The organism is Micromonospora andamanensis (assembly GCF_016863495.1).
GTDB lineage: Bacteria > Actinomycetota > Actinomycetes > Mycobacteriales > Micromonosporaceae > Micromonospora > Micromonospora andamanensis.
On sequence record NZ_BOOZ01000002.1, the window covers coordinates 226,222 to 247,830 of the forward strand.

Sequence of the window (21,609 nt, forward strand, 5' to 3'; positions counted from 1 at the left end):
ACCGTGAGCGAGCGTGACACCCCACAGCCGCAGGACCGTCCGGGGCACGGGGACGGCACCCGGTGCGTGCACGCGGGTCTGCCCGAGCCCACCCCCGGCGCGCCGTTCCTGCCCGGGCCGGTGTTCGCCGCGCCGTACCATCTCGACCCGTGGCAGGGGCCGGCGGCGGCGCCGAACGGGTACGGGCGTCCGGACAACCCGACCCGCCGGCTGCTGGAGACGGCGGTCGGCGAGTTGGAGGGCGGCGACTGCCGGGTCTTCGCCAGCGGGCAGGCGGCGATCACCGGGCTGCTGCTTGCGGTGCTCCGGGCCGGTGACACGGTGGTCCTCCCCGCCGACGGGTACTTCCCGGTGCGCGCGTTCGCCACCGACACCCTCGCCGGCAACGGGGTACGGGTGGTGTTCGCGCCGACCGTCGGGCCGTACCCGGAGTTCGACGGGGTGCGGCTGGTGCTTGTCGAGACGCCGGCGAATCCGGGGCTCGACGTCGTCGACCTGCCGGCGCTGGCCGAGCGGGTGAACGCCGCAGGTGCCCTGCTCGCCGTGGACAACACCACAGCCACCCCGCTCGGGCAGCGTCCGCTGGACCTCGGCGCGGACGTGGTGGTGGCCTCCGGCACCAAGGCGCTGACCGGGCATTCCGACCTGCTGCTCGGCTACCTCGCCACCCGGTCGTCGGAGCTGTTGTCGACGGTCACCGCCTGGCGTACCGCGACGGGTGCCGTGCCGGGCGCGTTCGACGCCTGGCTGGCCCACAGGTCGCTGGCCACCCTCGACCTGCGCCTGGCCCGGCAGACGGCGAACGCGGCGGCGCTGGCCCGCCTGCTGGCCGGCCGAGCCGATGTCGCCGGGCTGCGCTGGCCCGGCCTGCCGGACGACCCGGCGCATCCGGTCGCGGTGCGCCAACTGCGGCGGATGCCGGGCCTGCTCTCCTTCGATCTCGGCAGCGCCGAACGGGTCGCCCGCTTCCTCGACGCGGCCCGGCTGATCGCCGCGGCCACCTCCTTCGGCGGTCTGCACACCACCGCGGACCGGCGGGCGCAGTGGGGCGACGACACCGCGCCCGGTTTCGTCAGGCTCTCCTGCGGGGTGGAGGACACCGCCGACCTGGTCGCCGACGTGTCGGCCGCGCTGGACACCGCCGCCTGATGGGACCGCCGGTCTCCCCGGTCGGGTACGACGCACTTGTCGCCCGGTTGCGGCGAGCCGGCTGCGTCTGGGCCGAGGACGAGGCCCGCCTGCTCCTGACGGCGGGCGGCGGTCCGGAGACGCTCGCGGAACGTGTCGACCGGCGGGTCGCCGGTGAGCCCCTGGAGTACCTGTTGGGCTGGGCCGAGTTCTGCGGCGAGCGGATCGATGTGGAGTCGGGCGTCTTCGTGCCCCGGGCGCGTACCGCGCTGCTGGTCTCGGCGGCCGTTCGGGTGACCGGACCGGCGGCGACGGTGGTGGAGCTCTGCTGTGGTTCGGGCGCGATCAGCCGGGTGCTGGCGCGTCGGCTCACCGCGCCCCGGCTGCTGGCCGCTGTCGACGTGGATCCGGCGGCGGTGGCCTGTGCCCGCCGGAACCTCGCCGCAGTGGGGGTGCCGGTCTTCGCCGGGGATCTCTTCGATCCGCTGCCGGCCGCCTGGCGTGGCCGGCTCGACCTGGTGGTGGCGAACGCCCCGTACGTGCCGACGGCGGCGATGGTCCTGCTACCGCCGGAAGCGCGTCGCTACGAGTCAGCCGCGGCGCTCGACGGGGGGCCGGACGGGCTGGCCGTGCTGCGTCGCCTGGCTGCTGCCGCGCCCGACTGGCTCGCCCCGGGCGGGCACCTGGTGGTGGAGGTCGGTCGGGCGCAGGTCGAGCAGTTCCACGCGGTGCTGACCGAGGCGGGACTGGTGCCGTCGGTGGTGCGCGACGACGTCTTCGACGCGACCGCGATGATGGGCCGGTGCCCGGACGACGTGGCGGGCCGGCGGTACGAGAACTAGCCTCACGTCAGGTCGGGACGGCGGGAGGCGGAGCTCGGGTGGACAGCGCAACGGTGGTCGTCGGGATCGACAACGGTGGCACGGCCAACAACACCACGGTGCTCACGCTCGACGGGCGGTTCCTGGTCGACCAGATGGTGGAGACGCCGAGTCGGGTGCAGGACGGTCCGCAGGCCGCGGTGGCGGCGATGGCGGACGCCTTCGACGACGTGCTGGCCCGCACCGGGGTGCCACGCGAACGGGTAGGTGCGGTCGGGCTGGACACCCCCGGCCCGGCGAGTGCGAGCGGGGTCATCTCGTCGAAGGGCTCCACGAACTTCTCCCAGCCGGCCTGGCGCGGCTACGACGTGCGGGGCGCCCTCGAACGTCGGTTGGGGCTGCCGGTGATCTACCACAACGACGGCAACGCCGCCGCGCTCTACGCCCATCACATCCACTTCGGCTCCGACGCGATGCGGCGCTCGTCGGTGTCGGCGGTCGTCGGCACCGGGCTCGGCGGTGGTCTGGTCGAGAGCGGCCGGGTCATCTCCGGTGCGGCGGGCATGGCCGGCGAGCTGGGGCACGTGCAGATTCCGTTGACCACCGTGCTGGCCCCGGGGCAGCCGGTGCCGATCTGCGCCTGCGGGTTCGCCGGTGACGTCGAGAGTGTCGTGTCGTTGACCGCGATCGAGCACAACCTGTTGCCCTACTGGCTGACCCGCTTTCCGGGGCATCCGCTGGCCGGCGAGTCGCCGGCGCGGGCGGCCAAGCTGGTGCGGGGCTACGGCGAGCGGGGCGACGAGCTCGCCCGGGAGATCTTCGCCCAGCAGGCGAGGGCGCTCGGTGCCCTGTTCACCATCGCGGCGAACTTCACCGATCCGCACGCTTACTTCGTGGGCGGTGGGGTGGTGGAGGCGGACCCGGAGTTCCGCGACTGGTTCCTGGCCGTGGTGCGGGAGCACACGATGCTCCGCGCGGAGCAGGCCGCCCTGGCCACCTTCGCGCTGGTGCCGGATCGCGACATGGCCGGCGCACGGGGCGTGGCGCTGGCCGCGCTGGAGGCGCTGCGGACGCGCCCCGCGCCGCCGCTGGTCGGCGACTGAGACGACGACAACGGAGGGGCTGACCGGGCCGGCGGTGCCCTTACCGGCCCGGTCAGCGGCACTGGGGTGCGGTTCCTCCGTGGCTCAGCGGGTCGGCGGAGCCTGGGCGAAGGCGGTCCACGCCGACGGCGGGAAGGTCAGCAGCGGGCCGTGCGGGTCCTTGGAGTCGCGTACGGCGACGGTGCCGGGGACGACCGCCACCTCGACGCAGGCTCCTTCGTCGCCGCTGTGGCTGCTCTTGCGCCACCCGGCCACGGCCACCACCGCGTTTGTCGTCGGTGCCATCGAATTACCGTCCCTTCAGGAGTGTGGAGATTGCCTCGCGGCTGGCCGTCGGGCTGAGTGCGACGGTGCGCAGGTGCTCCATGATCTTGGTGCAGGTACGCAGGTCACCGGGACGGTCCAGGATCATCTGCCCAGCGACGGTCTCCACGGAGGCGATGAGCGGGTCCTCCGGGTCGGCGAACTCCAGGATGTGCAGTGAGCCCCGGGTGCCCCGGTGGTAGCCGGCGGCCAACGGGATCACCTGGACCGTGATGTTGGGCAGCTCGCTCATCTTGAGCAGGTGACTGAGCTGGCCCTGCTGCGCCGAGTGGTCACCCACCGGGCGGAGCAGCGCGGCCTCGTCGAGGATCGCGTCGAATATCGGTGGGTCCTCCTCGAAGACCCGCTGCTGCCGGTCCAGCCGCATGCGTACCCGTTCCTCGACGTCGTTGTCGCTGAGGGTGTGCGGCCCGCCGCGCATCACGCCACGGATGTAGTCGGCCGTCTGCAACAGCCCCGGCACCACCGACGGCTCGAAGTTCGCGATGGCGATGGCCTCGGCCTCCAGCGCGATGAAGTCGATGGTGCGCCTGTCGAGCAGGTACGAGTACGACACCCACCAACCCGGCTTGCGCGCGTCCTTGGCCAGCTCGACGGCGGCTACGACCTCGTCCGCGCCGACGCCGTAGAGGGTGAGCAGTGCGCGCACGGTCGCCGGGCTGACCAGGGTCTTCGCGTTCTCGTAGCGGGAGAGCGTGCTGCGGGTGCTGTTGATCTCGTCGGCCGCGGCCTCCAGGGTGAGGCCGGCGGCCTCCCGATGGTGGCGCAAGGCGATGCCCAACCGACGGGCGCGTGCGGTCTTCGGAGCCATGTATAGATGGTCGCACGTATTTGGGAACCTGTACATGAGAGAACGCCGGTGAGAGTTGCATTCATGCCTGTGGAGCTGTCAATCTGTTAGCGCGTCCTCACCGCCGGTTGTCGTGGCGACGGTGGTGGTGAGCGACCGGAGGGGATGGGGCGCGCGGCGGTCGGGTTTTCCCCCGTACCCGACCGCCGCGTGCCGCGCCAGTGGGTCGGCCACCGGAAGGGAATCGACGTGCGGACTGGTCAGCGGTTTTTCGGCGAGCGCCGGGGCGGCCGGCGATGACACGATTCCTGGTGGTGCTGACCGACGTCCGTCCGTACGAGATGGACGGTCGCAACGAGCGGCTGGCGCCCGAGCGCCGTCGCCAGGTGGTCGGCGCGAGCAGCCGCGAAGCGGCCGAACGGATCGCCGGGGCCTTCATGGCGCTGGGCATGGTGCGGGCCGGTCGACAACGGGTCAAGGTGCTCGCCATCGGTCGGCGGCACGCTTACGGCGAGCGGGAACTGGCGGGCTGACCGCCACGTGCGCCCAATTACGTTCCGTATATGACACGTTGACCGTTTGCGGCTGTCACGCGTTGCCGCAGGGTATCGGCTACCCGTACCCGCCACGCACAGTAAGGTCATCCGGGAGAGCGCCAGCAGTGCTTCCCGAAAGGTGACCACAGTGACCACCCCAGGCAAGACCCGCGTGGCGATCGTCTTCGGCGGCCGCAGCCCGGAACACGGCATCTCGTGCGTCAGCGCCGGCAGTGTGCTCGGCGCGCTGGACCCGGACGAGTTCGAGGTGGTGCCGGTGGGCATCACCCGGGCCGGCCAGTGGGTGCTCACCAACGGCGACCCCGGCCAGTTGGCGATCAGCGCCCGCCGGCTGCCGGAGATCACCGCGGAGTCCGGCACGGACATCGTCCTGCGGGCCGACCCTACCGGCGGTGGGCTGCTCGTGCTCGACCCGACCGAAGGGCCCCGGGCGCTCGCCGACGTGGACGTGGTCTTCCCGGTGCTGCACGGCGCCTACGGTGAGGACGGCACCATCCAGGGCATGCTGGAGATGGCCGGCATCCCGTACGTCGGGGCGAAGGTGTTCGCCTCGGCCGCCGCGATGGACAAGGAGTTCACCAAGAAGCTCTGCGCCGCCGAGGGCATTCCGGTCGGCCCGTACGCGGTGCTGCGCAGCGGAACGACGCTCAGCGAGGCGGACAAGCAGCGGCTGGGCCTGCCGGTCTTCGTCAAGCCCTCCCGGGCCGGTTCGTCCTTCGGCATCACAAAGATCAACGACTGGGCAGACCTCGACGCGGCCCTCGCCACCGCCCGCGAGATCGACAGCAAGGTGCTGGTCGAGGGGGCCATCGTCGGTCGGGAGATCGAGTGCGGCGTGCTGGAGGGTGAGGCCGGCGGCGCGCCGGAGGCGTCAGTGCTCGCCGAGGTCCGGGTGGTCGGCGACTACGACTTCTACGACTTCGAGGCCAAGTACATCGACGCCGAGTCCGCCTGCGAGTACGACATCCCGGCCGACCTGCCGGAGCGGGTCACCCGGCAGGTACGCGACTACGCCGTGCGCGCCTTCACCGCGCTCGACTGCGCCGGCCTGGCCCGCGTCGACTTCTTCGTCACGCCCGACCTCGACGTGTACCTCAATGAGATCAACACGATGCCCGGCTTCACCCCGACGTCGATGTTCCCCAGGATGTGGGCCGCGGCCGGTCTGGAGTACCCGAAGCTTGTCGACCGGCTGATCCGCACCGCGTTGACCCGGGGGCCCGGGCAGTACTGAGCCCGGTCACCCGCTGCGGCTGCCCCTGATGCGTCAGGAGGTGCAGCCGGACGGCGCCGTGCCGGACGACCGGATCGACTCGACGATGGTGGCGGAGACCGGGGAGGCCCACTGCAACGCCTCGCCGTAGAAGTGCGGCACCCGCAGGGTGACGGCCGTCTCCCGGTCGACGGTGGTCAGCTCCGTCACGTCAGGCCCCTCCACCGCGTACCAGCAGACCGAGTTCACCAGGTAGAGGTGGTCGTCGGGCTTCACCTCCGGCGCGTCACCACCGCAGGCGACGGTGAGTGCCGGGTCGCCGTACGCGGCGTTCTGCTCCGGCCCGGCGCTGACCTGTCGTTGCGGCAGCTCGCGGATCGAGTCGGGCAGCTGGGACAGCAGGGCGCGGCAGACGACGGCCTGCCGCTCTCCGAGCTGCGGGGCGGCCATCTCGACGGGCGCGGTGGAGACCGGACCGGGCGTGGTCGCCGACGGCTGCGGCACGGCGGCCGGCTCCTCCGGTGCGAGGTTGCTCAGCGCGAGCGCACCCACCAGCAGCGCAACCGGCACCGCCACCGCCGTGGCGATGAGTGCCGCACCGCGGTTGGTACGGTCGGGTGCCTTCACGTCCGGACGGTCGGCCCGGGCGACGGGAGATTCAGCTTTCTCGTCCACTTACAGGCGCACCACCGAACACGTGAGGGTGCGGGTGATACCGGGCACCATCTGCACCTTGCTGACGATGAGTTTGCCGAGCTCGTCGACGGTGTTCGCCTCGGTGAGCACGACCACGTCGTACGGCCCGGTGACCGCGTCGACGCGGACCACGCCGGCGAGATCCGCGATGAGACCGGCCACGTCACGTGCCCGGCCGACCTCTGTCTGGATGAGGATGTACGCCTGTACCACGACTCGACCTCCCTCCGTCGCCGCCCGCCAGGCGGCCCGAAGGGAGAAAGTACCTTACGGACCAGGGCAGATCCCTATCGGTGGCCAAGGAGAAGCAGTGAGCGAGCGCAGCGAGCGAGCCATCAGGCTCAGGGCGGTGGTGTCTCACGGCGGCACGCAGCGCAGCGGAGTGCCGGCGTGAGTGTCGCGGGGGTCGGGGAGTTCGGGCTGATCGACCGGGTGACCGCCCGGTTGTCGTACGGCTCCACGGTGCTGCTGGGCCCCGGAGACGACGCCGCTGTGGTCGCCGCGCCGGACGCCCGGGTGGTCGCCACCACCGACGTGCTTGTCGAGGGGCGGCACTTCCGCCGGGACTGGTCCGGAGCCCACGACATCGGCCGCCGGGCGGCGGCGGCGAACCTCGCCGACGTGGCGGCCATGGGAGCGGAGCCGACCGCCCTGCTGGTGGCGCTCTGCGTACCCACTGACGTCGACACCGGCTGGATGGAGGAACTCGCCGACGGGCTCGGTGCCGAGGCGGCAGGGGTCGGGGCCAGCGTGGTGGGCGGCGACATGTCGGCCAGCCCCACGCTTACCATCGCGGTCACCGCCCTCGGCGACCTGGGCGGTCGGTCACCTGTGACCCGGGCCGGTGCCCGACCCGGCGACCTGCTCGCCCTGGCCGGCCGCACCGGGTACGCGGCGGCCGGGTTCACCGTGCTCTCCCGTGGCTTCCGGACGCCCCGGCTGCTGGTCGAGGCGTACCGCCGGCCGGAGGTGCCCTACCCGGCCGGACCGCAGGCCGCCCGGCTCGGCGCCACCGCCATGATCGACGTCTCGGACGGGCTGCTCGCCGACCTCGGGCACGTGGCGAAGGCCAGCGGGGTGGCGGTGGACATTTCCCGGGACGCCTTCGAGGTGCCGCCGCAGATGCGCGACGCCGCGCAGGCGCTCGGCGTCGACCCGTACGCCTGGCTGCTGGCCGGTGGCGACGACCACGCGCTGGCGGCGACCTTCCCCCCGGCGACGGCCCTCCCACCGGGCTGGCGGGTGATCGGCCGGGTGGCCGAGGGGGCCGGTGTGACGGTGGACGGCCAGCCGTTCGACGGCCCGCCGGGATGGGACCATTTTCGCTGACCACCGGCCACCCGGCGGGGCGCTGCCAGCCGGGTCGTACCCTGCACGGGTGCACGAGATCGAGATCCACACGGTGCCGTTCGACTCCCCGGAGGCCAAGCGGTTGATCACCGCGACCCTGGCCGACCTGGGTGCCCGGTACGGCGGCAGCGGCGACGAGACCCCTGTCGACGCGAGCGAGTTCGTACCGCCGGCCGGGGCGTTCCTGGTCGCCCGGATCGACGGGCAGCCGGTGGGCTGCGGCGGCTGGCGCAGCCACGGCGACGGGACCGCGGAGTTGAAGCGGATGTACACCGCGCCGGAGGCCCGGGGGCGGGGCGTGGCCCGCACGGTGCTGGCGGCCATCGAACGCTCGGCCCGGGAGCACGGCCGCCGCCGGATCATCCTGGAGTGTGGTGACCGGCAGCCCGAGGCGATCGCGTTGTACAAGGCGGCCGGCTACGAGCGGATCCCCAACTTCGGCTTCTACGCCGACGAGCCCGGCTGCCTGTCGTTCGGCCGTACCCTCTGATCAGCCGGCTCGCCGCGGACACGACGACACCGGCGGGCCCGATGGGCCCGCCGGTGATGACTGTCGTGATGTCCGGTGCTGCCGCGTCAGGCGCGGGCGACCTTGCCCGCCTTGATGCAGGAGGTGCAGACCTTCAGCTTCTTGGTCGTGCCACCACCGGCCGGGGTACGCACCGACTGGATGTTCGGGTTCCAGCGGCGGTTGGTCCGCCGGTGCGAGTGGGACACGTTGTGGCCGAAGCCCGGCCCCTTGCCACAGACGTCACACACGCTAGCCACGGGATACTCCTGGGATTGAAACGTTCATGAAGTCGCCGCCAGGCGCAGCCCGGGCAACCTGGCCAGGGTACCCGATGGGGGAACCACCTGCCGAACCGGGCTCGATCGCCGCCACGGCCGTCCGCCAGGCCCGACGCGAAGACGGGCCGAGGGTACGCGAGCGGGGAAACCCGGACGAAGCGGGACCGCCCGGTGGCGGGCGAGTGTCAGCGTACGCCAGTAGGCTGCCACCGTGCTGGACACCCTCGACGCCGCCGCCGTGCGCCGCTGGTGTGCCGGCGGCCTGGCCGCGCTCAAGCGGCACCAGGGTGAGATCGACGAGCTGAACGTCTACCCGGTGCCCGACGGGGACACCGGCACCAACCTGGTGCTCACCCTCACCTCCGCGCAGCAGGCGCTCGCGATGGACCTCGACACCCACGCCGACGGCGTCTCCACCGCGCACGGCCACGCGCTGCGCCTGATGGCCCGGGGCGCCCTGCTCGGGGCGCGGGGCAACTCCGGGGTGATCCTGTCGCAGATCCTGCGTGGCCTCGCCGACGCGTTGGCCGCCGCCCCGCAGGTGCGGGGCCGGGAGCTGGCCGTGGCCCTGCGCGAGGCGACCGACGCGGCGTACACGGCTGTCGCCCGCCCGGTGGAGGGCACTGTGCTCTCGGTGGTCTCGGCCGCGGCCGGCGCGGCCGAGCAGGCCGGCAGCGACGAGCTGCGGGTGGTGGCCCGGGCGGCGGCGAACGCCGCGACCGCTGCGCTGGCCCGCACGCCCGAGCAGTTGCCGGCGCTGGCCCGGGCGGGGGTGGTCGACGCCGGTGGCCGGGGCCTGTGCCTGCTGCTCGACGCTCTGGTCGAGGTGGTCACGGGGGAGAGCCCCGAACGGCCGGAGCCCGGCGTGCCTGCGGTGCGGCAGCCGGTCACCGTCGCCCGGGAGACCGGCTCGCCGGAGTACGCCTACGAGGTGCAGTTCCTGCTCGACGCCGAGCCCACGGCGGTGGAGCGGATGCGGCAGGCGCTGGTCACCATCGGCGACTCCCTGGTGGTCGTCGGCGACGCCGGCACCTGGCAGGTCCACGTGCACGTCAACGACGTCGGCGCGGCGATCGAGGCGGGTGTGACCGCCGGCCGCCCGTACCAGATCGCGGTGACCCGCTTCGCCGACCAGCCGGAGCCGGCACCGGCCCGGTCGTCCGGCGGACGCGCCGCCGTGGTGGTGGCCAGCGGTGCCGGGATCGCCGAGCTGCTCGCCGCCGAGGGAGCGGTGGTGGTGCCCGGCAACCCGTCGGTCGGGGAACTGCTGGCCGCGGTACGCGCCACCGGCGCGGCTCGGGTGGTGGTGCTGCCCAACGACCCGGACGCGCAGGCGGTGGCGAACCAGGTCGCCGAGGAGGCGCACCGGTTGGGGGTGGAGGTGGCAGTGGTACCGACCCGTTCACCGGTGCAGGCGCTGGCCGCGCTGGCCGTACGCGATCCGCGACGCCGCTTCGCCGACGACGTGATCGCGATGGCCGAGGCGGCCGGCGCCTGCCGGTACGCCGAGGTGTGCCGGGCCGGCCGGGAGGCGCTCACCGTCGCCGGCCCGTGCCGCGCCGGCGATGTGCTCGCCCTGGTCGAGGGGGAGGTGAACCTGATCGGCGTCGATCTGGTGGACACCTGCGTCGCGCTTGTCGACCGGATGCTCGGCGGTGGCGGCGAACTGGTCACCCTGCTCGTCGGCGCTGACGCGCCCGACGGGCTGGTCGACGCGGTGCGCGCCCACATCACGGCGCGCTGGCCCTTCGTCGAGGTCCAGGTCTACCCGGGTGGGCAACCGCACCATCCCCTGCTTGTCGGTGTCGAATGACCGCCGATCCGTCCGACCTGGACACGCCGCTGAAGAAGCTGGTCGGGGAGAAGACCGCCAAGGCGCTTGCCGGCCACCTCGACCTGCACACCGCGGGCGACCTCATCTACCACTTCCCCCGCCGCTACGACGAGCGCGGCGAGCACACCGACATCCGCGCGCTCGACGTCGGCGAGCAGGTCACCGTGCTGGCCCAGGTGCAGCGCACCGCCGTGCGCCCGATGCGTCAGCGCCGGGGCAACCTGCTGGAGGTGACAGTCGGCGACGGCTCCGGCGGCAGCCTCACCCTCACCTTCTTCGGCAACCAGGCGTGGCGCGAGCGGGAGCTGCGGCCCGGCCGGTGGGGGCTGTTCGCCGGGAAGGTCACCGAGTTCCGGGGCCGGCGGCAGCTCAACGGGCCGGAGTACGTCCTGCTCGGTGAGCAGACCGACACCGAGGCGGCGGCCAGCGAGCAGATCGAGGAGTTCGCGGGCGCGCTCATTCCGGTCTACCCGGCCGCCGCGGCGGTGCCCACCTGGGTGATCGCGCGCTGCGTACGGGTGGTGCTGGACACCGTCGCGCCGCCGGAGGACCCGTTGCCGGCCACCGTGCGGGCCAGCCGGAACCTGGTCGGCCTGGGCACCGCCCTGCGCGAGATCCACAGGCCGTCCAGCCGGGAGGAGCTGTACCGGGCCCGGCGGCGGCTGAAGTGGGACGAGGCGTTCGCCGTGCAGGTGACGCTGGTCCGCCGCAAGCGCGACGCCGCCGCGTCACCCGCGCGTCCCCGGCCGGGGCGTGCGGGCGGCCTGCTCGACGCGTTCGACGCCCGGCTGCCGTACGAGCTGACCGCCGGGCAACGCGACGTCGGCGTGGAGATCGCCGCCGACCTCGCCACCGGTCACCCGATGCACCGGCTGTTGCAGGGCGAGGTCGGCTCCGGCAAGACCGTGGTGGCGCTACGGGCGATGCTCCAGGTGGTCGACGCGGGCGGGCAGGCCGCGCTGCTGGCCCCGACCGAGGTGCTCGCCGCCCAGCATCACCGGGGCATGCTCGACCTGCTCGGTCCGCTCGCCCAGGCCGGTGAGCTGGGCGCCGCTGAGCACGCCACCCGGGTGGAACTGGTCACCGGCTCGCTCGGCGCGGCGGCTCGGCGGCGGGCGTTGGCCGAGGTGGCCAGCGGTACGGCCGGCATCGTGCTGGGTACCCACGCCCTGCTCTACGAGGGTGTCGACTTCGCCGACCTGGGCCTGGTCGTGGTCGACGAGCAGCACCGGTTCGGGGTCGAGCAGCGGGACGCGTTACGGGCCAAGGCGGAGCAGCCACCGCACGTGCTGGTGATGACCGCCACCCCGATCCCGCGCACCGTCGCCATGACCGTCTACGGCGACCTGGAGATCTCCACCCTGTCCCAGATGCCGCGCGGGCGTTCGCCGATCGCCTCGCACGTGGTGCCCGCCGCCGAGAAGCCCGCCTTCCTGGATCGTGCCTGGCGCCGGTTGCGCGAGGAGGTCGCTGCCGGCCACCAGGCGTATGTGGTCTGTCCCCGGATCGGGGATGACACGTCCGGGGCCGACGAGGAGCCACCGGAGGTCGACGACAACGGCCGGCGGCCGCCGCTGGCGGTCACCGAGGTGGCGCCGTTGCTGGCCGAGGGGCCGCTGCACGGTCTGCGGATCGGGGTTCTGCACGGCCGGCTGCCGGCCGACGAGAAGGACACGGTGATGCGGTCCTTCGCCGCCGGTCAGCTCGACGTGCTGGTGGCCACCACCGTGGTCGAGGTGGGTGTGGACGTGCCAAACGCGACGATGATGGTGGTGCTGGACGCCGACCGTTTCGGCGTCTCGCAGCTGCACCAGTTGCGGGGTCGGGTGGGCCGGGGCAGCGCGCCCGGGCTCTGCCTGCTGGTGACCGAGGCGGCCGAGGGCACCGGGGCGCGGGAGCGGCTGGACGCCGTGGCCTCGACCACCGACGGTTTCAAGCTCGCCGAACTGGACCTGGAACAGCGGCGCGAGGGCGACGTGCTGGGGGCCACCCAGTCCGGCCGTCGTTCGCACCTACGGTTGCTGTCGTTGCTGCGCGACGCGGACCTGATCCGGGACGCGCGGGCGGAGGCGATCGCGTTGGTCGAGGAGGATCCGGATCTGGCCCGGCACCCGGCGCTCGCCGCCTCGGTCGCCGCGCTCGTCGACGCTGATCGCGCCGAGTACCTCGAAAAGGGCTGACCGTCCGCTGGTGGTCGACGCCACGGCCGTGCGCCGGTCGGCAGCGCCTGCCGGCCGCGACAGGTCGGCCCGTCAGCGGGCCTGCGCTGAAACGTGAACCGCCCCGGTGCCCATGTGGGCGACCGGGGCGGTTCAGATCAATTCAGTTCGGCCGGCTCGGCTCAGGCGGTGAAGTGGATCCGCCGCCGCCGGGCCATCACGAACAGCACGGCACCCAGAGCCAGCAGGGCGATCGCGCCAGCGGCGATGCCACCGGCCGCGGCACCGGTCACCGGCAGGCCCGGGGGCTCCTCGCCGCCGCCACCGCCGCCGCAGCCCTCGGGGGCGTAGACGACCTCAAGCTCCAGACCCAGCTCCGGCAGGACGACAAGCGCCGCCTCCTCGTCACCGGCCGGGAAGGTGACCTTCTCCGACGAGCCCGGAGCGACGGTACGGGTCTCGGTCTTGTCGCCGTAGGTGAACTCCACCTTGACCGGCATGCCACCCTCCGGGTTCGACGCGGTCAGCCCGAAGGTCTCGCAGTCCGCGTCGGCGGTCACCGTCGGCAGGGGGCAGTCCTCGGGACGCTCCCAGGAGTACGTGCCGTTCTCGATGACCTTGCCGTCGACCAGCACCTCGATCTTGCCAGCGTTCTCGGCGGGCACGACTGTTTCGTTGTCGGCCTTGCCCGGCTCGACCGTGACGGTCTTGGACCAGCCGTTCTCGCCCCGGACCTCGAACTCGACCGGGTACTTTGAGATCGAACCGTCGTTGCTCAGCGAGACGGTGACGGTGCCGTCGCAGGAGGAGGCGAAGGTGGACGCCGGGGTGGTGCAGTTCTTGCTGCCGCCGTTGTACCAGCCCTGCGGACCCGACGAACGGTTGCCGGGCGCGCCCTTCTCGCCCAGCTTCTTGGAGCCGTAGCGCGGGCCGTTCTCGACGAGCGGGTCGATGATCTCGTCGACACCGCCCCAGATCAGGTCGACCTGGGTGTGGCAGTCCGGAACACCGACGTTCAGCTCGATCTCGTTCTGGCCACCGCCGAGGAAGTCGCTGTCCGGCTCGCCGTAGACGTACTGCGGGGTGGCGAACTCCGGCCGCGGCGCGAAGTACGACACCAGGGTGAAGTACTGCTTGTCGTCGCAGAGCGGCAGGTCACCGTCCAGCTTGACCGTCGCCGTGCCCTTCGGGCCGTCGAAGGTGTGGCTGTACTTGGCCTCGCTGGCGTCGACGCACTTCGGCGCCGGGTTGCAGGCGGCGTCGGCGGCGAGGTTGATGGTGCCCTCGTTGGTCCGCTCCCGCCTGTTGTCCCAGCGGCCCTCGACGATGAGCTTGGCGCTCGTGGTCGCGCCCGGCACCCGCTGGACAGCCTGGACGGAGCCACCCCGAGGGATCGCCACACCCTGAAGGTCGACGGCCTCGGCACCCGGGACGAGCACCTGGACGGGGGTCGAGGGCTCGGCGGTCACCTTCTTGACGGTGGCGGCGGTACGACGCTCGCTGTTGGCCACCGTCCAGGTGATCACCCGCTCACCACTGAGCTGGTCGCAGACGGCGGTGGCGGTGATGGTGGTGTGGTGGGCAGCGGCCGGGGTTGCCACCGCCGCTGCTCCGGTCAGGCCGATGAGGGCGGCTGCCAGGACAGCCAGCGGTCGCCGAAGCGACAGCTTGGGTCGGATCACGCGTACTCCCGGGGTGAAGAAGAGCGTCAGGGTCGGCGCGGGCGGGACGGACGGCGCTGGCGGCACGTGCCGCGCCTGAGAGGGTGCCTCCCGTGCCGATGACCGGCGGCGATGACGCCGGCACCGGGCAGACCCTAGCGAGATCGTGAGAAACGAAACAGCCCTCAGGCAGGCTTAATCATGATGTTATGAATGCGGGATCATTGATATACAGCGCGTGATCGACTGGCAGCTTTGAGCGTCGGTGTCCGAGTTGGACGTTGCCGGGCCGGTGCGCTGACGGAGCCGGGCGGAGCCGGCGGGACCAGCCGTGCAGCCACGCGAGCCAGTGGTGCGGCGCACCGGAGCGGGTACGGCGGACGGGTGACCGCCCGAGGGCGCGTCGACCTGGTGGTCGGCGCGCCCTCGGTTCAGTGCGGGTCAGCAGGGATCAGGCGGTGAAGCGCAGCCGGCGGCGACGGGTCACCACGAACAGGGCCGCGCCGGCGGCCAGCAACACACCGGCACCGGCGATGATGCCGCCGGTGGCGGCACCGGTGACCGGCAGACCGCCGCCGCCACCACCGTTACCGCAGTCCTCGGGCTGCTCCCAGGCCACCGGCTCGCCCTCGACGGTCTCGTCCTCGACCGTGAAGGTCGGGGTGACGACCAGGCCCGGGTACGCGTCGAAGGTGACCGAGGTGGTCTCGCCCGGGACCGCCTCCAGCGTCTGGGTCGTGCCCTTCTCAGAGGTCAGGGTGATCGAGAACGGGATCCCGTCGGCCGGGTTGTTGATCAGGAAGGTCAGCTCGTCACAGGTCTCGGTGAGCTCGAAGGTCGGCTCACCGGGCTCCGGCACCACCGGCTCGTCGGTGGGCGTCGGCGTCGGGGTCGGCTCGGTGGGCTCGTCGGACGGCGTCGGGGTCGGCGTCGGCTCGGTGGGCTCGTCGGACGGGGTGGGCGTCGGGGTCGGCTCGGTGGGCTCGTCGGTGGGCGTCGGCGTCGGGGTCGGCTCGGTGGGCTCGTCCGTCGGGGTGGGCGTCGGCGTCGGCTCGGGCTCCGCGCACTTGCCGATGTACCGGGCCTTGCCGGTCTGGGTGTTGCTGACGGTGTGCCGGTCCTTCTTCCAGACCGCCTTCACGGTCAGGTGGGCAGCCTTGCCGCGCGGCACGATCTGCTCGCCGACCAGCGAGCCCTCACCCGCCTTCGGCAGCACGGCGCCGACGACGATGTTGGTGACCGGGGTGCGGGACGGCGTGTAGACGGCGTCCACCTCGGCGACCCAACGGGACTCGCTGTTCGAGACGGTCCACTCGACCTTCACATCACCGTTGGCGAGCTTGCAGCCGACGCCTTTGATGATGGGGTGGTGAGCGCTGGCCGGGGCGGCGACGACGGCGACGCCGGCGAGGCCGATCAGCGCACCGGCGGCGGCTGCCGCGACGCGCCGGAAGTTGAGACGGTTCACGTCTACTCCTGAGTGGGGGAACCGGAAGCTTCGTCGGCGGCGGACAGGCCGACCCGTCCCGACACCCGGCAGACCTTAGCGATCAGGCCCGACGCGCCATAGCCTTCAGGGAAATATAAGAATGATGTTGTGGACTCGTGATTTTCGATATACGTAAGGTCTTCGGATGAGTGCTTAATGATCACGTGTGGGGTGCCGACCGCAGGTTCGACGTCGCGTAGCGTCGAGGACATGACCAGGAGCCGACGATGACCCGCATCGTGGCCGGCAGCCTCGGCGGGCGGCGGATCACCGCCCCGTCCGGTGCCGGCACCCGACCCACCTCCGATCGGGTCCGGGAGGCGTTGTTCAGCGCGGTCGAGGCGGAGCTCGATCTCGACGGCGCCCGCTTCGCCGATCTCTACGCGGGCTCCGGTGCCGTCGGCCTGGAGGCGCTGTCGCGGGGTGCCGCGCACGCGTTGCTCGTCGAGTCGGATCCGCGTGCCGCCCGGGTGATCCGGGAGAATCTGGCGGCGCTTCGGGTCGGCGCCTCGGCCCGACTGGTCACCGGGAAGGTCGCCACCGTGCTGGCCGCCGGTGTCGAGGGCGATCCGTACGACGTCGTCTTCGCCGACCCGCCGTACGCGCTGCCGGACGACGGCATCCACGCGATGCTCGCCGCTCTGGTCGACGGCGGCTGGCTGGCCGCCGAGGCGTTGGTGGTGGTGGAGCGGTCCAGCCGCAGTGGACCTGTCGAGTGGGTGGAAGGGGTCACTGGCCAGCGCAGTCGCCGGTACGGCGAGACCACCCTTTGGTACGGTCGCCGATCATGAGACGTGCGGTATGTCCCGGCTCGTTCGACCCGGTCACCAACGGTCACCTCGACATCGTCGGTCGGGCCAGCCGACTGTTCGACGAGGTGATCGTCGGCGTACTTGTCAACCAGTCGAAGAGCGGCCTGTTCACCGTCGAGGAGCGCATCGAGATGCTCCGCGAGGTGACCTCCTCCTACGGCAACGTACGGGTGGAGTCCTTCCGGGGACTGCTTGTCGACTTCTGCCGGGCGCAGCGGGCGACGGTACTCATCAAGGGTCTGCGGGCGGTCAGCGACTTCGACTACGAGTTGCAGATGGCCCAGATGAACATCGGCCTCGCCGGGGTCGAGACGCTGTTCATGCCGACCAACCCGCTCTACTCCTTCCTCTCGTCCAGTCTGGTCAAGGACGTGGCCAAGTGGGGCGGCGACGTCACCCCCCACGTACCCGACGTGGTCCGCGACGCCCTCAAAGCCCGCCTGGTCCCCCCACCAGCCTGACCACGAGCCGCCCCCTCGCGTACGCGATCTTGCAGTTCCGGTCGCCCTTCTGTCGGTTTCGATGTGGTTCGCGGGGACGGAAAGTGCAAGATCGCGAGGTGGGGTGGGGCGACACGCCCGGGGAGGGGGCGGTACGGGGTTGGTGGTGGACGACATCATTGGGTGAAGCGGGAAACCGGCCGAAGCCCGCATGATGTAGGTCGGCCGACGAATGACAGGAGTGAGGTACCGGTGGACCCGCTCGACCGCATCGACGAACTGATCACCATCGTGGAGCAGGCGCGCTCCGTGCCGATGTCGCGCAACAACTGCATGGTCGACCGGGGTGAGATGATCGCGGCTCTCGACGAACTGCGCGCCGAGCTCCCCGCCGACCTGCGCCGCGCCGCCGCCCTGCTGGAGGAGCGGGACAAGATCATGGAGGCGGGCAAGCGGGAGGCCGACCGCATCATCAGCGAGGGTGAGGCGGAACACGCCCGCCTGGTCTCGGTGAACGAGATCACCGTCTCCGCCGAGCACGAGGGCGCCCGGATCATCGCCGAGGCGCGGGCCGAGGCGCAGCGGCTGCGCGAGGAGGTCGACGACTACGTCGACACCGCACTTGCCAACTTCGAACAGTTCCTCACCCGGGCGCTGGCCTCGATAGAGCGCGGCCGGGACAAGATGCACGCGTTGCGGGAGATCGGCACGTTCGCCGGCGACGAGGCGGAGCGCCCGCTGCCCTTCTGACCTTCTGATCACCGTCCAACGGGACGTCCGCCGCCGGCCGGATCGTCCGCCGACCGCCGGGATCGTCAGCTGTTTCCGGTATCGGGACGGCTGGTCACCCCCAATTCGACGTTGGGCCGTCCGTCCAGGTAACCTCGTTTGTCGGCCTCTCACCGGCCGGAGTCTGACTATGCCCAAGAACTCACCCACTTCACTCGACCCCAGGTCGCCGCTGGTCCTCGACACGAGGGAGCTGCCGCGCCGACCTGGTGTTCTGCGTACCGTCGCACGGGTGGTCCCGGCACCGTCGGACCTCGGCGTGGAGTTGATCGGCGTGCCGGAGGGCGCGGACCTCGACCTCGATCTGCGGATGGAGTCGGTGTCCGAGGGCGTGCTCGTCTCGGGGACCGTGAGCGGTCCGATCCGGGGTGAGTGCGGTCGCTGCCTGCGCGAGATCAACGACTCGGTGACGGTGACGATCCAGGAGCTGTACGCGTATGAGAACAGCACCACGGACGTCACCACCGAGGAGGATGAGGTCGGTCGAATGCAGGGCGACCTGATCGACCTGGAACCGGCGTTGCGGGACGCGGTGGTGCTCGCGCTGCCGAACAACCCGCTCTGCCGCCAGGACTGCCCAGGTCTGTGCCCCGAATGCGGGGTGCACCGGGACGATCTGCCGGCCGATCACAGCCACCAGCAGATCGACCCGCGTTGGGCGGGCCTGTCGCAACTGACCCGTACAGAGGAGTAAGAACCGTGGCCGTCCCCAAGCGCAAGATGTCGCGCAGCAACACCCGGTCCCGCCGGGCGAACTGGAAGGCCGCGGCGGTCGCGACCGTCGCCTGCCCGCAGTGCAAGTCCGCGAAGCTGCCGCACGCCGCCTGCTCGGTCTGCGGCACCTACAACGGCCGCCAGGTCCTTGAGGTCTGACCCGGACGGCGCGTGACGTCTCCGACCACAGGTCGAGCGACGCACACTCCCCGGCGGTCGCCCGCAACTTCGGCCGACGCCGGCCGGCCCAGGCCGGCCGGCGTCGAGGCGGAGGCGGGCGTCGCACGGATCGCCGTTGACCTCCTCGGCGGGGACGACGCTCCCGCCGTCGTGGTGGACGGCGCTCTGCGGGCGGTGTGCGACGACCCGGACCTGCACCTGCTTCTCGTCGGGCCGACCAGGGCCGCCGGCGCGTTGATCGACGCCCTGGACCCGGCACAACGGGACCGGATCACGGTCCGGCCGACACATTCCGTCGTCGACATGGCTGACGACCCCAGCGCGGCGCGTGCCGAGACCACGGTCCGCGCGGCGGTGACGGCAGTTCGTGCCGGGTACGCCGACGCGCTGGTCTCCGCCGGCGCCACCGGCGCGACAGTCACTGCCGCCGCCCTCGGCCTCGGCCGCTGGCCCGAGGTACGCCGGCCGGCTCTCGCCGCCGCGCTGCCCGCCGTCTCCGGCACAGTTGTCCTGCTCGACGTCGGTGGCTCGCTGGAGCCGAGTCCGGCGACGCTCGCTCGGCACGCGGCACTCGGTGCCGCCTACGCCTCGGTCGGCCACGGCATCGCCGTGCCCCGGGTGGGGCTGCTCTCGGTGGGCACCGAGCCGGGCAAGGGCGACCGGGCCCGCCGGCTCGCCGACCCCATGCTCAGCGCGGCGGCACTGCCCGGCGACGCCCACTACGTCGGGCTCGTCGAGGGGTACGACGTCTGTCTCGGCACGCGCGCCGATGTGGTGGTCACCGACGGGTTCACCGGTAACGTGCTGCTCAAAGCCGTCGAAGGCGCGTACGCCATGGCCGGCGGCACCCCGCCCGGTGGTGGGGCGCCCCGGGCAGCCGCGCTGCTCGGAGTGGCCGGCACCGTCGTCGTCTGCCACGGCGCCGCCCGCGCCGACGACATCGCCTCCGGCATCGCCCTGGCCGCGCACCTCTGGCGGCGCGACGCCACCGAGCGGGTCGCCGCGCTGCTCGCCGGGGACCGCACCGATCGCACGACCGACACCGAGGTACGCACATCATGAGCAACGACAAGCGCCGTCGGCCCGCAATCGGCCACCTGGAGGCCGCCTTCGGCGTCTCACTGGATCCGGAACTGCTGCAACGCGCGCTCACCCACCGTTCGTACGCGTATGAGAACGGTGGTCTGCCCACCAACGAGCGGCTGGAGTTCCTCGGCGACTCGGTGCTGGGTGTGGTGATCACGACAGCGCTCTTCGAGAACCATCCCGACCTGCCGGAGGGCCAGCTGGCCAAGCTGCGGGCCAGTGTGGTCAACATGCGCGCGCTCGCCGACGTGGCGCGTGGCCTGGGCCCCGACGGGCTCGGTCCCTACCTGCTGCTCGGCAAGGGCGAGGAGACCACAGGCGGTCGGGACAAGGCCAGCATCCTCGCCGACACCCTGGAAGCGCTGCTCGGCGCGATCTACCTCCAGTACGGGCTGGACACCGCCGCCATCGTGATCCACCGGCTGTTCGACCCGCTGATGGCCGAGTCCGCCGGCCGGGGCGCCGCGCTGGACTGGAAGACGAGTCTTCAGGAGTTGACCGCCGCGCTCGGCCTCGGCGTTCCGGAGTACCGGATCGAGGGGACCGGGCCGGATCACCTGAAGACCTTCACCGCGTGGGTGGTGGTCGCCGGTAACCGGTACGGCGGCGCCGACGGGCGGAGCAAGAAGGAGGCGGAGCAGCGGGCCGCGGAGTCGGCGTGGCGGACCCTCACCGAGCAGGCTGAGACGACCGACGGCTCGGCCGACGAGCAGGTGACAGTGGCTGTCGACGACGAGCGGAACCTGGTGGGCGAGGTCGAAGCCCAGGCGCACCATGCCTGAGTTGCCGGAGGTGGAGACCGTCCGGCAGGGGCTGTCGCGCTGGGTCACCGGCCGCCGGATTCGGACGGTGGAGGTGCGCCACCCCCGGGCGGTTCGTCGGCACGTGCCCGGCGGGGCGCACTTCGCCGACGTGCTGGCCGGCCGGAAGGTGCTCGATGTCCGGCGGCGCGGTAAGTATCTCTGGTTGCCACTGGACAGCGGCGACGCCGTCGTCGGGCATCTCGGCATGTCCGGGCAACTGCTGCTGCAACCGGCGGACGCACCCGACGAGACCCACCTGCGGGTCCGGTTCCGCTTCGACGACGACGGGCCTGAGCTGCGCTTCGTCGACCAGCGTACGTTCGGCGGGCTGTCGGTCAGCGAGGGCGGCGGCATGCTGCCGGCGGAGATCGCCCACATCGCCCGCGACCCGCTGGACCCGGAGTTCTCCGACGCGGAGTTCGTGGCCGCGCTGCGCCGACGGCGTACCGAGGTCAAGCGGGCGCTGCTCGACCAGAGCCTGATCTCCGGCGTGGGCAACATCTACGCCGACGAGGCGCTGTGGCGGGCGGGGCTGCACGGCACCCGGTCCACCGACGCGCTCACCGGCCCGGCCGCCCGCCGGTTGCTCGCGCACGTGCGGGACGTCCTCGGGGAGGCGATCACCGCCGGTGGCACCAGCTTCGACGCCCTCTACGTCAACGTCAACGGCGAGAGCGGCTACTTCGACAGGTCGTTGAACGCGTACGGCCGGGAGGGGCAGCCCTGCCCCCGCTGCGGTGCCCCGATCCGCCGCGAGCCCTTCATGAACCGCTCGTCCTACAGCTGCCCACGCTGCCAACCCCGCCCCCGCCCCCGCCCCTGACCCTCGCCCCTTTCCTCGGCGATCTTGCAGTTTTTGTCCCCGCGAAGG

Annotated in this window: 24 protein-coding genes; 17 read left to right on the forward strand and 7 right to left on the reverse strand. The window is 72.1% G+C overall.

Translation table 11 applies throughout. The features are described from left to right. Positions 1-3 precede the first annotated feature (3 nt). Genes Van01_RS01655 through Van01_RS01665 form a run of 3 tightly spaced genes read left to right on the forward strand, consistent with a single transcriptional unit; the run spans position 4 to position 3,052 of the window. A complete protein-coding gene (locus Van01_RS01655) occupies positions 4-1,149 on the forward strand; it encodes a cystathionine gamma-lyase (protein ID WP_203998308.1) in 1,146 nt (381 codons plus the stop codon). Further along, positions 1,149-1,970, forward strand: coding sequence for a putative protein N(5)-glutamine methyltransferase (locus tag Van01_RS01660; protein ID WP_203998312.1), 822 nt, complete (start codon positions 1,149-1,151; stop codon positions 1,968-1,970). The genes Van01_RS01655 and Van01_RS01660 overlap by 1 nt, the downstream gene beginning before the upstream one ends. 53 nt (positions 1,971-2,023) lie before the next feature. Then, on the forward strand, positions 2,024-3,052 hold the full coding sequence (locus tag Van01_RS01665) for an ROK family protein (RefSeq protein WP_203998926.1): 1,029 nt from the start codon (positions 2,024-2,026) through the stop codon (positions 3,050-3,052). A gap of 84 nt (positions 3,053-3,136) precedes the next feature. Here the strand turns inward: Van01_RS01665 and Van01_RS01670 are convergent, their stop codons facing one another. Then, positions 3,137-3,337, reverse strand: a complete 201-nt coding sequence (locus tag Van01_RS01670) for a DUF397 domain-containing protein (RefSeq protein WP_203998315.1) — start codon at positions 3,335-3,337, stop codon at positions 3,137-3,139. Between the two features lie 4 nt (positions 3,338-3,341). Continuing rightward, entirely contained in the window at positions 3,342-4,187 is an 846-nt protein-coding gene (locus tag Van01_RS01675; RefSeq protein ID WP_203998318.1) for a helix-turn-helix domain-containing protein, read from the reverse strand. A 275-nt stretch (positions 4,188-4,462) separates the two neighbouring features. Here Van01_RS01675 and Van01_RS01680 point away from each other — a divergent pair, with 275 nt between their 5' ends. Beyond that, complete coding sequence (locus Van01_RS01680) at positions 4,463-4,699, forward strand: hypothetical protein (protein WP_203998321.1); 237 nt, start codon at positions 4,463-4,465, stop codon at positions 4,697-4,699. A 151-nt stretch (positions 4,700-4,850) separates the two neighbouring features. Then, complete coding sequence (locus Van01_RS01685) at positions 4,851-5,957, forward strand: D-alanine--D-alanine ligase family protein (RefSeq protein ID WP_203998324.1); 1,107 nt, start codon at positions 4,851-4,853, stop codon at positions 5,955-5,957. A 33-nt stretch (positions 5,958-5,990) separates the two neighbouring features. Here Van01_RS01685 and Van01_RS01690 read toward each other — a convergent pair whose 3' ends face one another. Further along, positions 5,991-6,611: a DUF3515 family protein gene (locus tag Van01_RS01690; RefSeq protein ID WP_203998327.1), complete on the reverse strand. Its 621-nt coding sequence runs from the start codon at positions 6,609-6,611 to the stop codon at positions 5,991-5,993. After that, complete coding sequence (locus tag Van01_RS01695) at positions 6,612-6,845, reverse strand: Lrp/AsnC ligand binding domain-containing protein (protein ID WP_013284547.1); 234 nt, start codon at positions 6,843-6,845, stop codon at positions 6,612-6,614. Positions 6,846-7,022: 177 nt separating this feature from the next. Between Van01_RS01695 and Van01_RS01700 the strand changes: the two genes are divergently transcribed. Beyond that, positions 7,023-7,961, forward strand: coding sequence for a thiamine-phosphate kinase (locus tag Van01_RS01700; protein ID WP_099847184.1), 939 nt, complete (start codon positions 7,023-7,025; stop codon positions 7,959-7,961). A gap of 49 nt (positions 7,962-8,010) precedes the next feature. Beyond that, positions 8,011-8,472: a GNAT family N-acetyltransferase gene (locus tag Van01_RS01705; protein WP_203998330.1), complete on the forward strand. Its 462-nt coding sequence runs from the start codon at positions 8,011-8,013 to the stop codon at positions 8,470-8,472. Positions 8,473-8,558: 86 nt separating this feature from the next. Here Van01_RS01705 and rpmB read toward each other — a convergent pair whose 3' ends face one another. Next, the gene (gene rpmB, locus Van01_RS01710) at positions 8,559-8,750 is read right to left on the reverse strand and encodes a 50S ribosomal protein L28 (protein ID WP_093401721.1); all 192 of its coding nucleotides are present in this window, start codon (positions 8,748-8,750) and stop codon (positions 8,559-8,561) included. A 232-nt stretch (positions 8,751-8,982) separates the two neighbouring features. Between rpmB and fakA the strand changes: the two genes are divergently transcribed. Both fakA and recG read left to right on the forward strand, forming a co-directional pair. After that, positions 8,983-10,584 (forward strand): DAK2 domain-containing protein, encoded by a 1,602-nt coding sequence (fakA, locus tag Van01_RS01715; RefSeq protein ID WP_203998333.1) that lies wholly within the window; start codon positions 8,983-8,985, stop codon positions 10,582-10,584. Next, positions 10,581-12,785, forward strand: coding sequence for an ATP-dependent DNA helicase RecG (gene recG / locus Van01_RS01720; RefSeq protein ID WP_203998336.1), 2,205 nt, complete (start codon positions 10,581-10,583; stop codon positions 12,783-12,785). Before fakA ends, recG begins: the two co-directional genes overlap by 4 nt. A gap of 161 nt (positions 12,786-12,946) precedes the next feature. Here recG and Van01_RS01725 read toward each other — a convergent pair whose 3' ends face one another. Together Van01_RS01725 and Van01_RS01730 are read right to left on the reverse strand one after the other, a co-directional pair. Then, the gene (locus tag Van01_RS01725; RefSeq protein WP_203998339.1) at positions 12,947-14,446 is read right to left on the reverse strand and encodes a cell wall anchor protein; all 1,500 of its coding nucleotides are present in this window, start codon (positions 14,444-14,446) and stop codon (positions 12,947-12,949) included. A gap of 430 nt (positions 14,447-14,876) precedes the next feature. Next, the gene (locus tag Van01_RS01730; RefSeq protein WP_203998342.1) at positions 14,877-15,893 is read right to left on the reverse strand and encodes an LPXTG cell wall anchor domain-containing protein; all 1,017 of its coding nucleotides are present in this window, start codon (positions 15,891-15,893) and stop codon (positions 14,877-14,879) included. A gap of 248 nt (positions 15,894-16,141) precedes the next feature. Between Van01_RS01730 and rsmD the strand changes: the two genes are divergently transcribed. The 8 genes from rsmD (at position 16,142) to mutM (ending at position 21,561) form a co-directional block, all read left to right on the forward strand. Beyond that, complete coding sequence (gene rsmD / locus Van01_RS01735; RefSeq protein ID WP_203998359.1) at positions 16,142-16,705, forward strand: 16S rRNA (guanine(966)-N(2))-methyltransferase RsmD; 564 nt, start codon at positions 16,142-16,144, stop codon at positions 16,703-16,705. After that, positions 16,702-17,187, forward strand: a complete 486-nt coding sequence (coaD, locus tag Van01_RS01740) for a pantetheine-phosphate adenylyltransferase (protein WP_203998362.1) — start codon at positions 16,702-16,704, stop codon at positions 17,185-17,187. The genes rsmD and coaD overlap by 4 nt, the downstream gene beginning before the upstream one ends. A gap of 231 nt (positions 17,188-17,418) precedes the next feature. Continuing rightward, positions 17,419-17,916 (forward strand): hypothetical protein, encoded by a 498-nt coding sequence (locus Van01_RS01745; RefSeq protein ID WP_203998365.1) that lies wholly within the window; start codon positions 17,419-17,421, stop codon positions 17,914-17,916. A gap of 169 nt (positions 17,917-18,085) precedes the next feature. Continuing rightward, positions 18,086-18,649: a YceD family protein gene (locus Van01_RS01750; RefSeq protein ID WP_203998368.1), complete on the forward strand. Its 564-nt coding sequence runs from the start codon at positions 18,086-18,088 to the stop codon at positions 18,647-18,649. A gap of 5 nt (positions 18,650-18,654) precedes the next feature. Continuing rightward, complete coding sequence (gene rpmF, locus Van01_RS01755) at positions 18,655-18,828, forward strand: 50S ribosomal protein L32 (RefSeq protein WP_091435485.1); 174 nt, start codon at positions 18,655-18,657, stop codon at positions 18,826-18,828. Between the two features lie 129 nt (positions 18,829-18,957). Next, on the forward strand, positions 18,958-19,911 hold the full coding sequence (locus tag Van01_RS01760; protein WP_239098819.1) for a phosphate acyltransferase PlsX: 954 nt from the start codon (positions 18,958-18,960) through the stop codon (positions 19,909-19,911). Then, positions 19,908-20,717, forward strand: coding sequence for a ribonuclease III (rnc, locus tag Van01_RS01765; protein ID WP_203998375.1), 810 nt, complete (start codon positions 19,908-19,910; stop codon positions 20,715-20,717). Before Van01_RS01760 ends, rnc begins: the two co-directional genes overlap by 4 nt. After that, positions 20,710-21,561: a bifunctional DNA-formamidopyrimidine glycosylase/DNA-(apurinic or apyrimidinic site) lyase gene (gene mutM / locus Van01_RS01770; RefSeq protein ID WP_203998378.1), complete on the forward strand. Its 852-nt coding sequence runs from the start codon at positions 20,710-20,712 to the stop codon at positions 21,559-21,561. The genes rnc and mutM overlap by 8 nt, the downstream gene beginning before the upstream one ends. The last annotated feature ends 48 nt before the right edge of the window (positions 21,562-21,609 follow it).

Coding starts and splice junctions, on each gene's coding strand:
- Van01_RS01675 (WP_203998318.1), bottom strand. CDS start 4,187: ATGGCTCCGAAGACCGCACGCGCCCGTCGGTTGGGCATCGCCTTGCGC.
- Van01_RS01660 (WP_203998312.1), top strand. CDS start 1,149: ATGGGACCGCCGGTCTCCCCGGTCGGGTACGACGCACTTGTCGCCCGG.
- Van01_RS01670 (WP_203998315.1), bottom strand. CDS start 3,337: ATGGCACCGACGACAAACGCGGTGGTGGCCGTGGCCGGGTGGCGCAAG.
- recG (WP_203998336.1), top strand. CDS start 10,581: ATGACCGCCGATCCGTCCGACCTGGACACGCCGCTGAAGAAGCTGGTC.
- mutM (WP_203998378.1), top strand. CDS start 20,710: ATGCCTGAGTTGCCGGAGGTGGAGACCGTCCGGCAGGGGCTGTCGCGC.
- rnc (WP_203998375.1), top strand. CDS start 19,908: ATGAGCAACGACAAGCGCCGTCGGCCCGCAATCGGCCACCTGGAGGCC.
- rsmD (WP_203998359.1), top strand. CDS start 16,142: ATGACCCGCATCGTGGCCGGCAGCCTCGGCGGGCGGCGGATCACCGCC.
- Van01_RS01680 (WP_203998321.1), top strand. CDS start 4,463: ATGACACGATTCCTGGTGGTGCTGACCGACGTCCGTCCGTACGAGATG.
- coaD (WP_203998362.1), top strand. CDS start 16,702: ATGAGACGTGCGGTATGTCCCGGCTCGTTCGACCCGGTCACCAACGGT.
- Van01_RS01750 (WP_203998368.1), top strand. CDS start 18,086: ATGCCCAAGAACTCACCCACTTCACTCGACCCCAGGTCGCCGCTGGTC.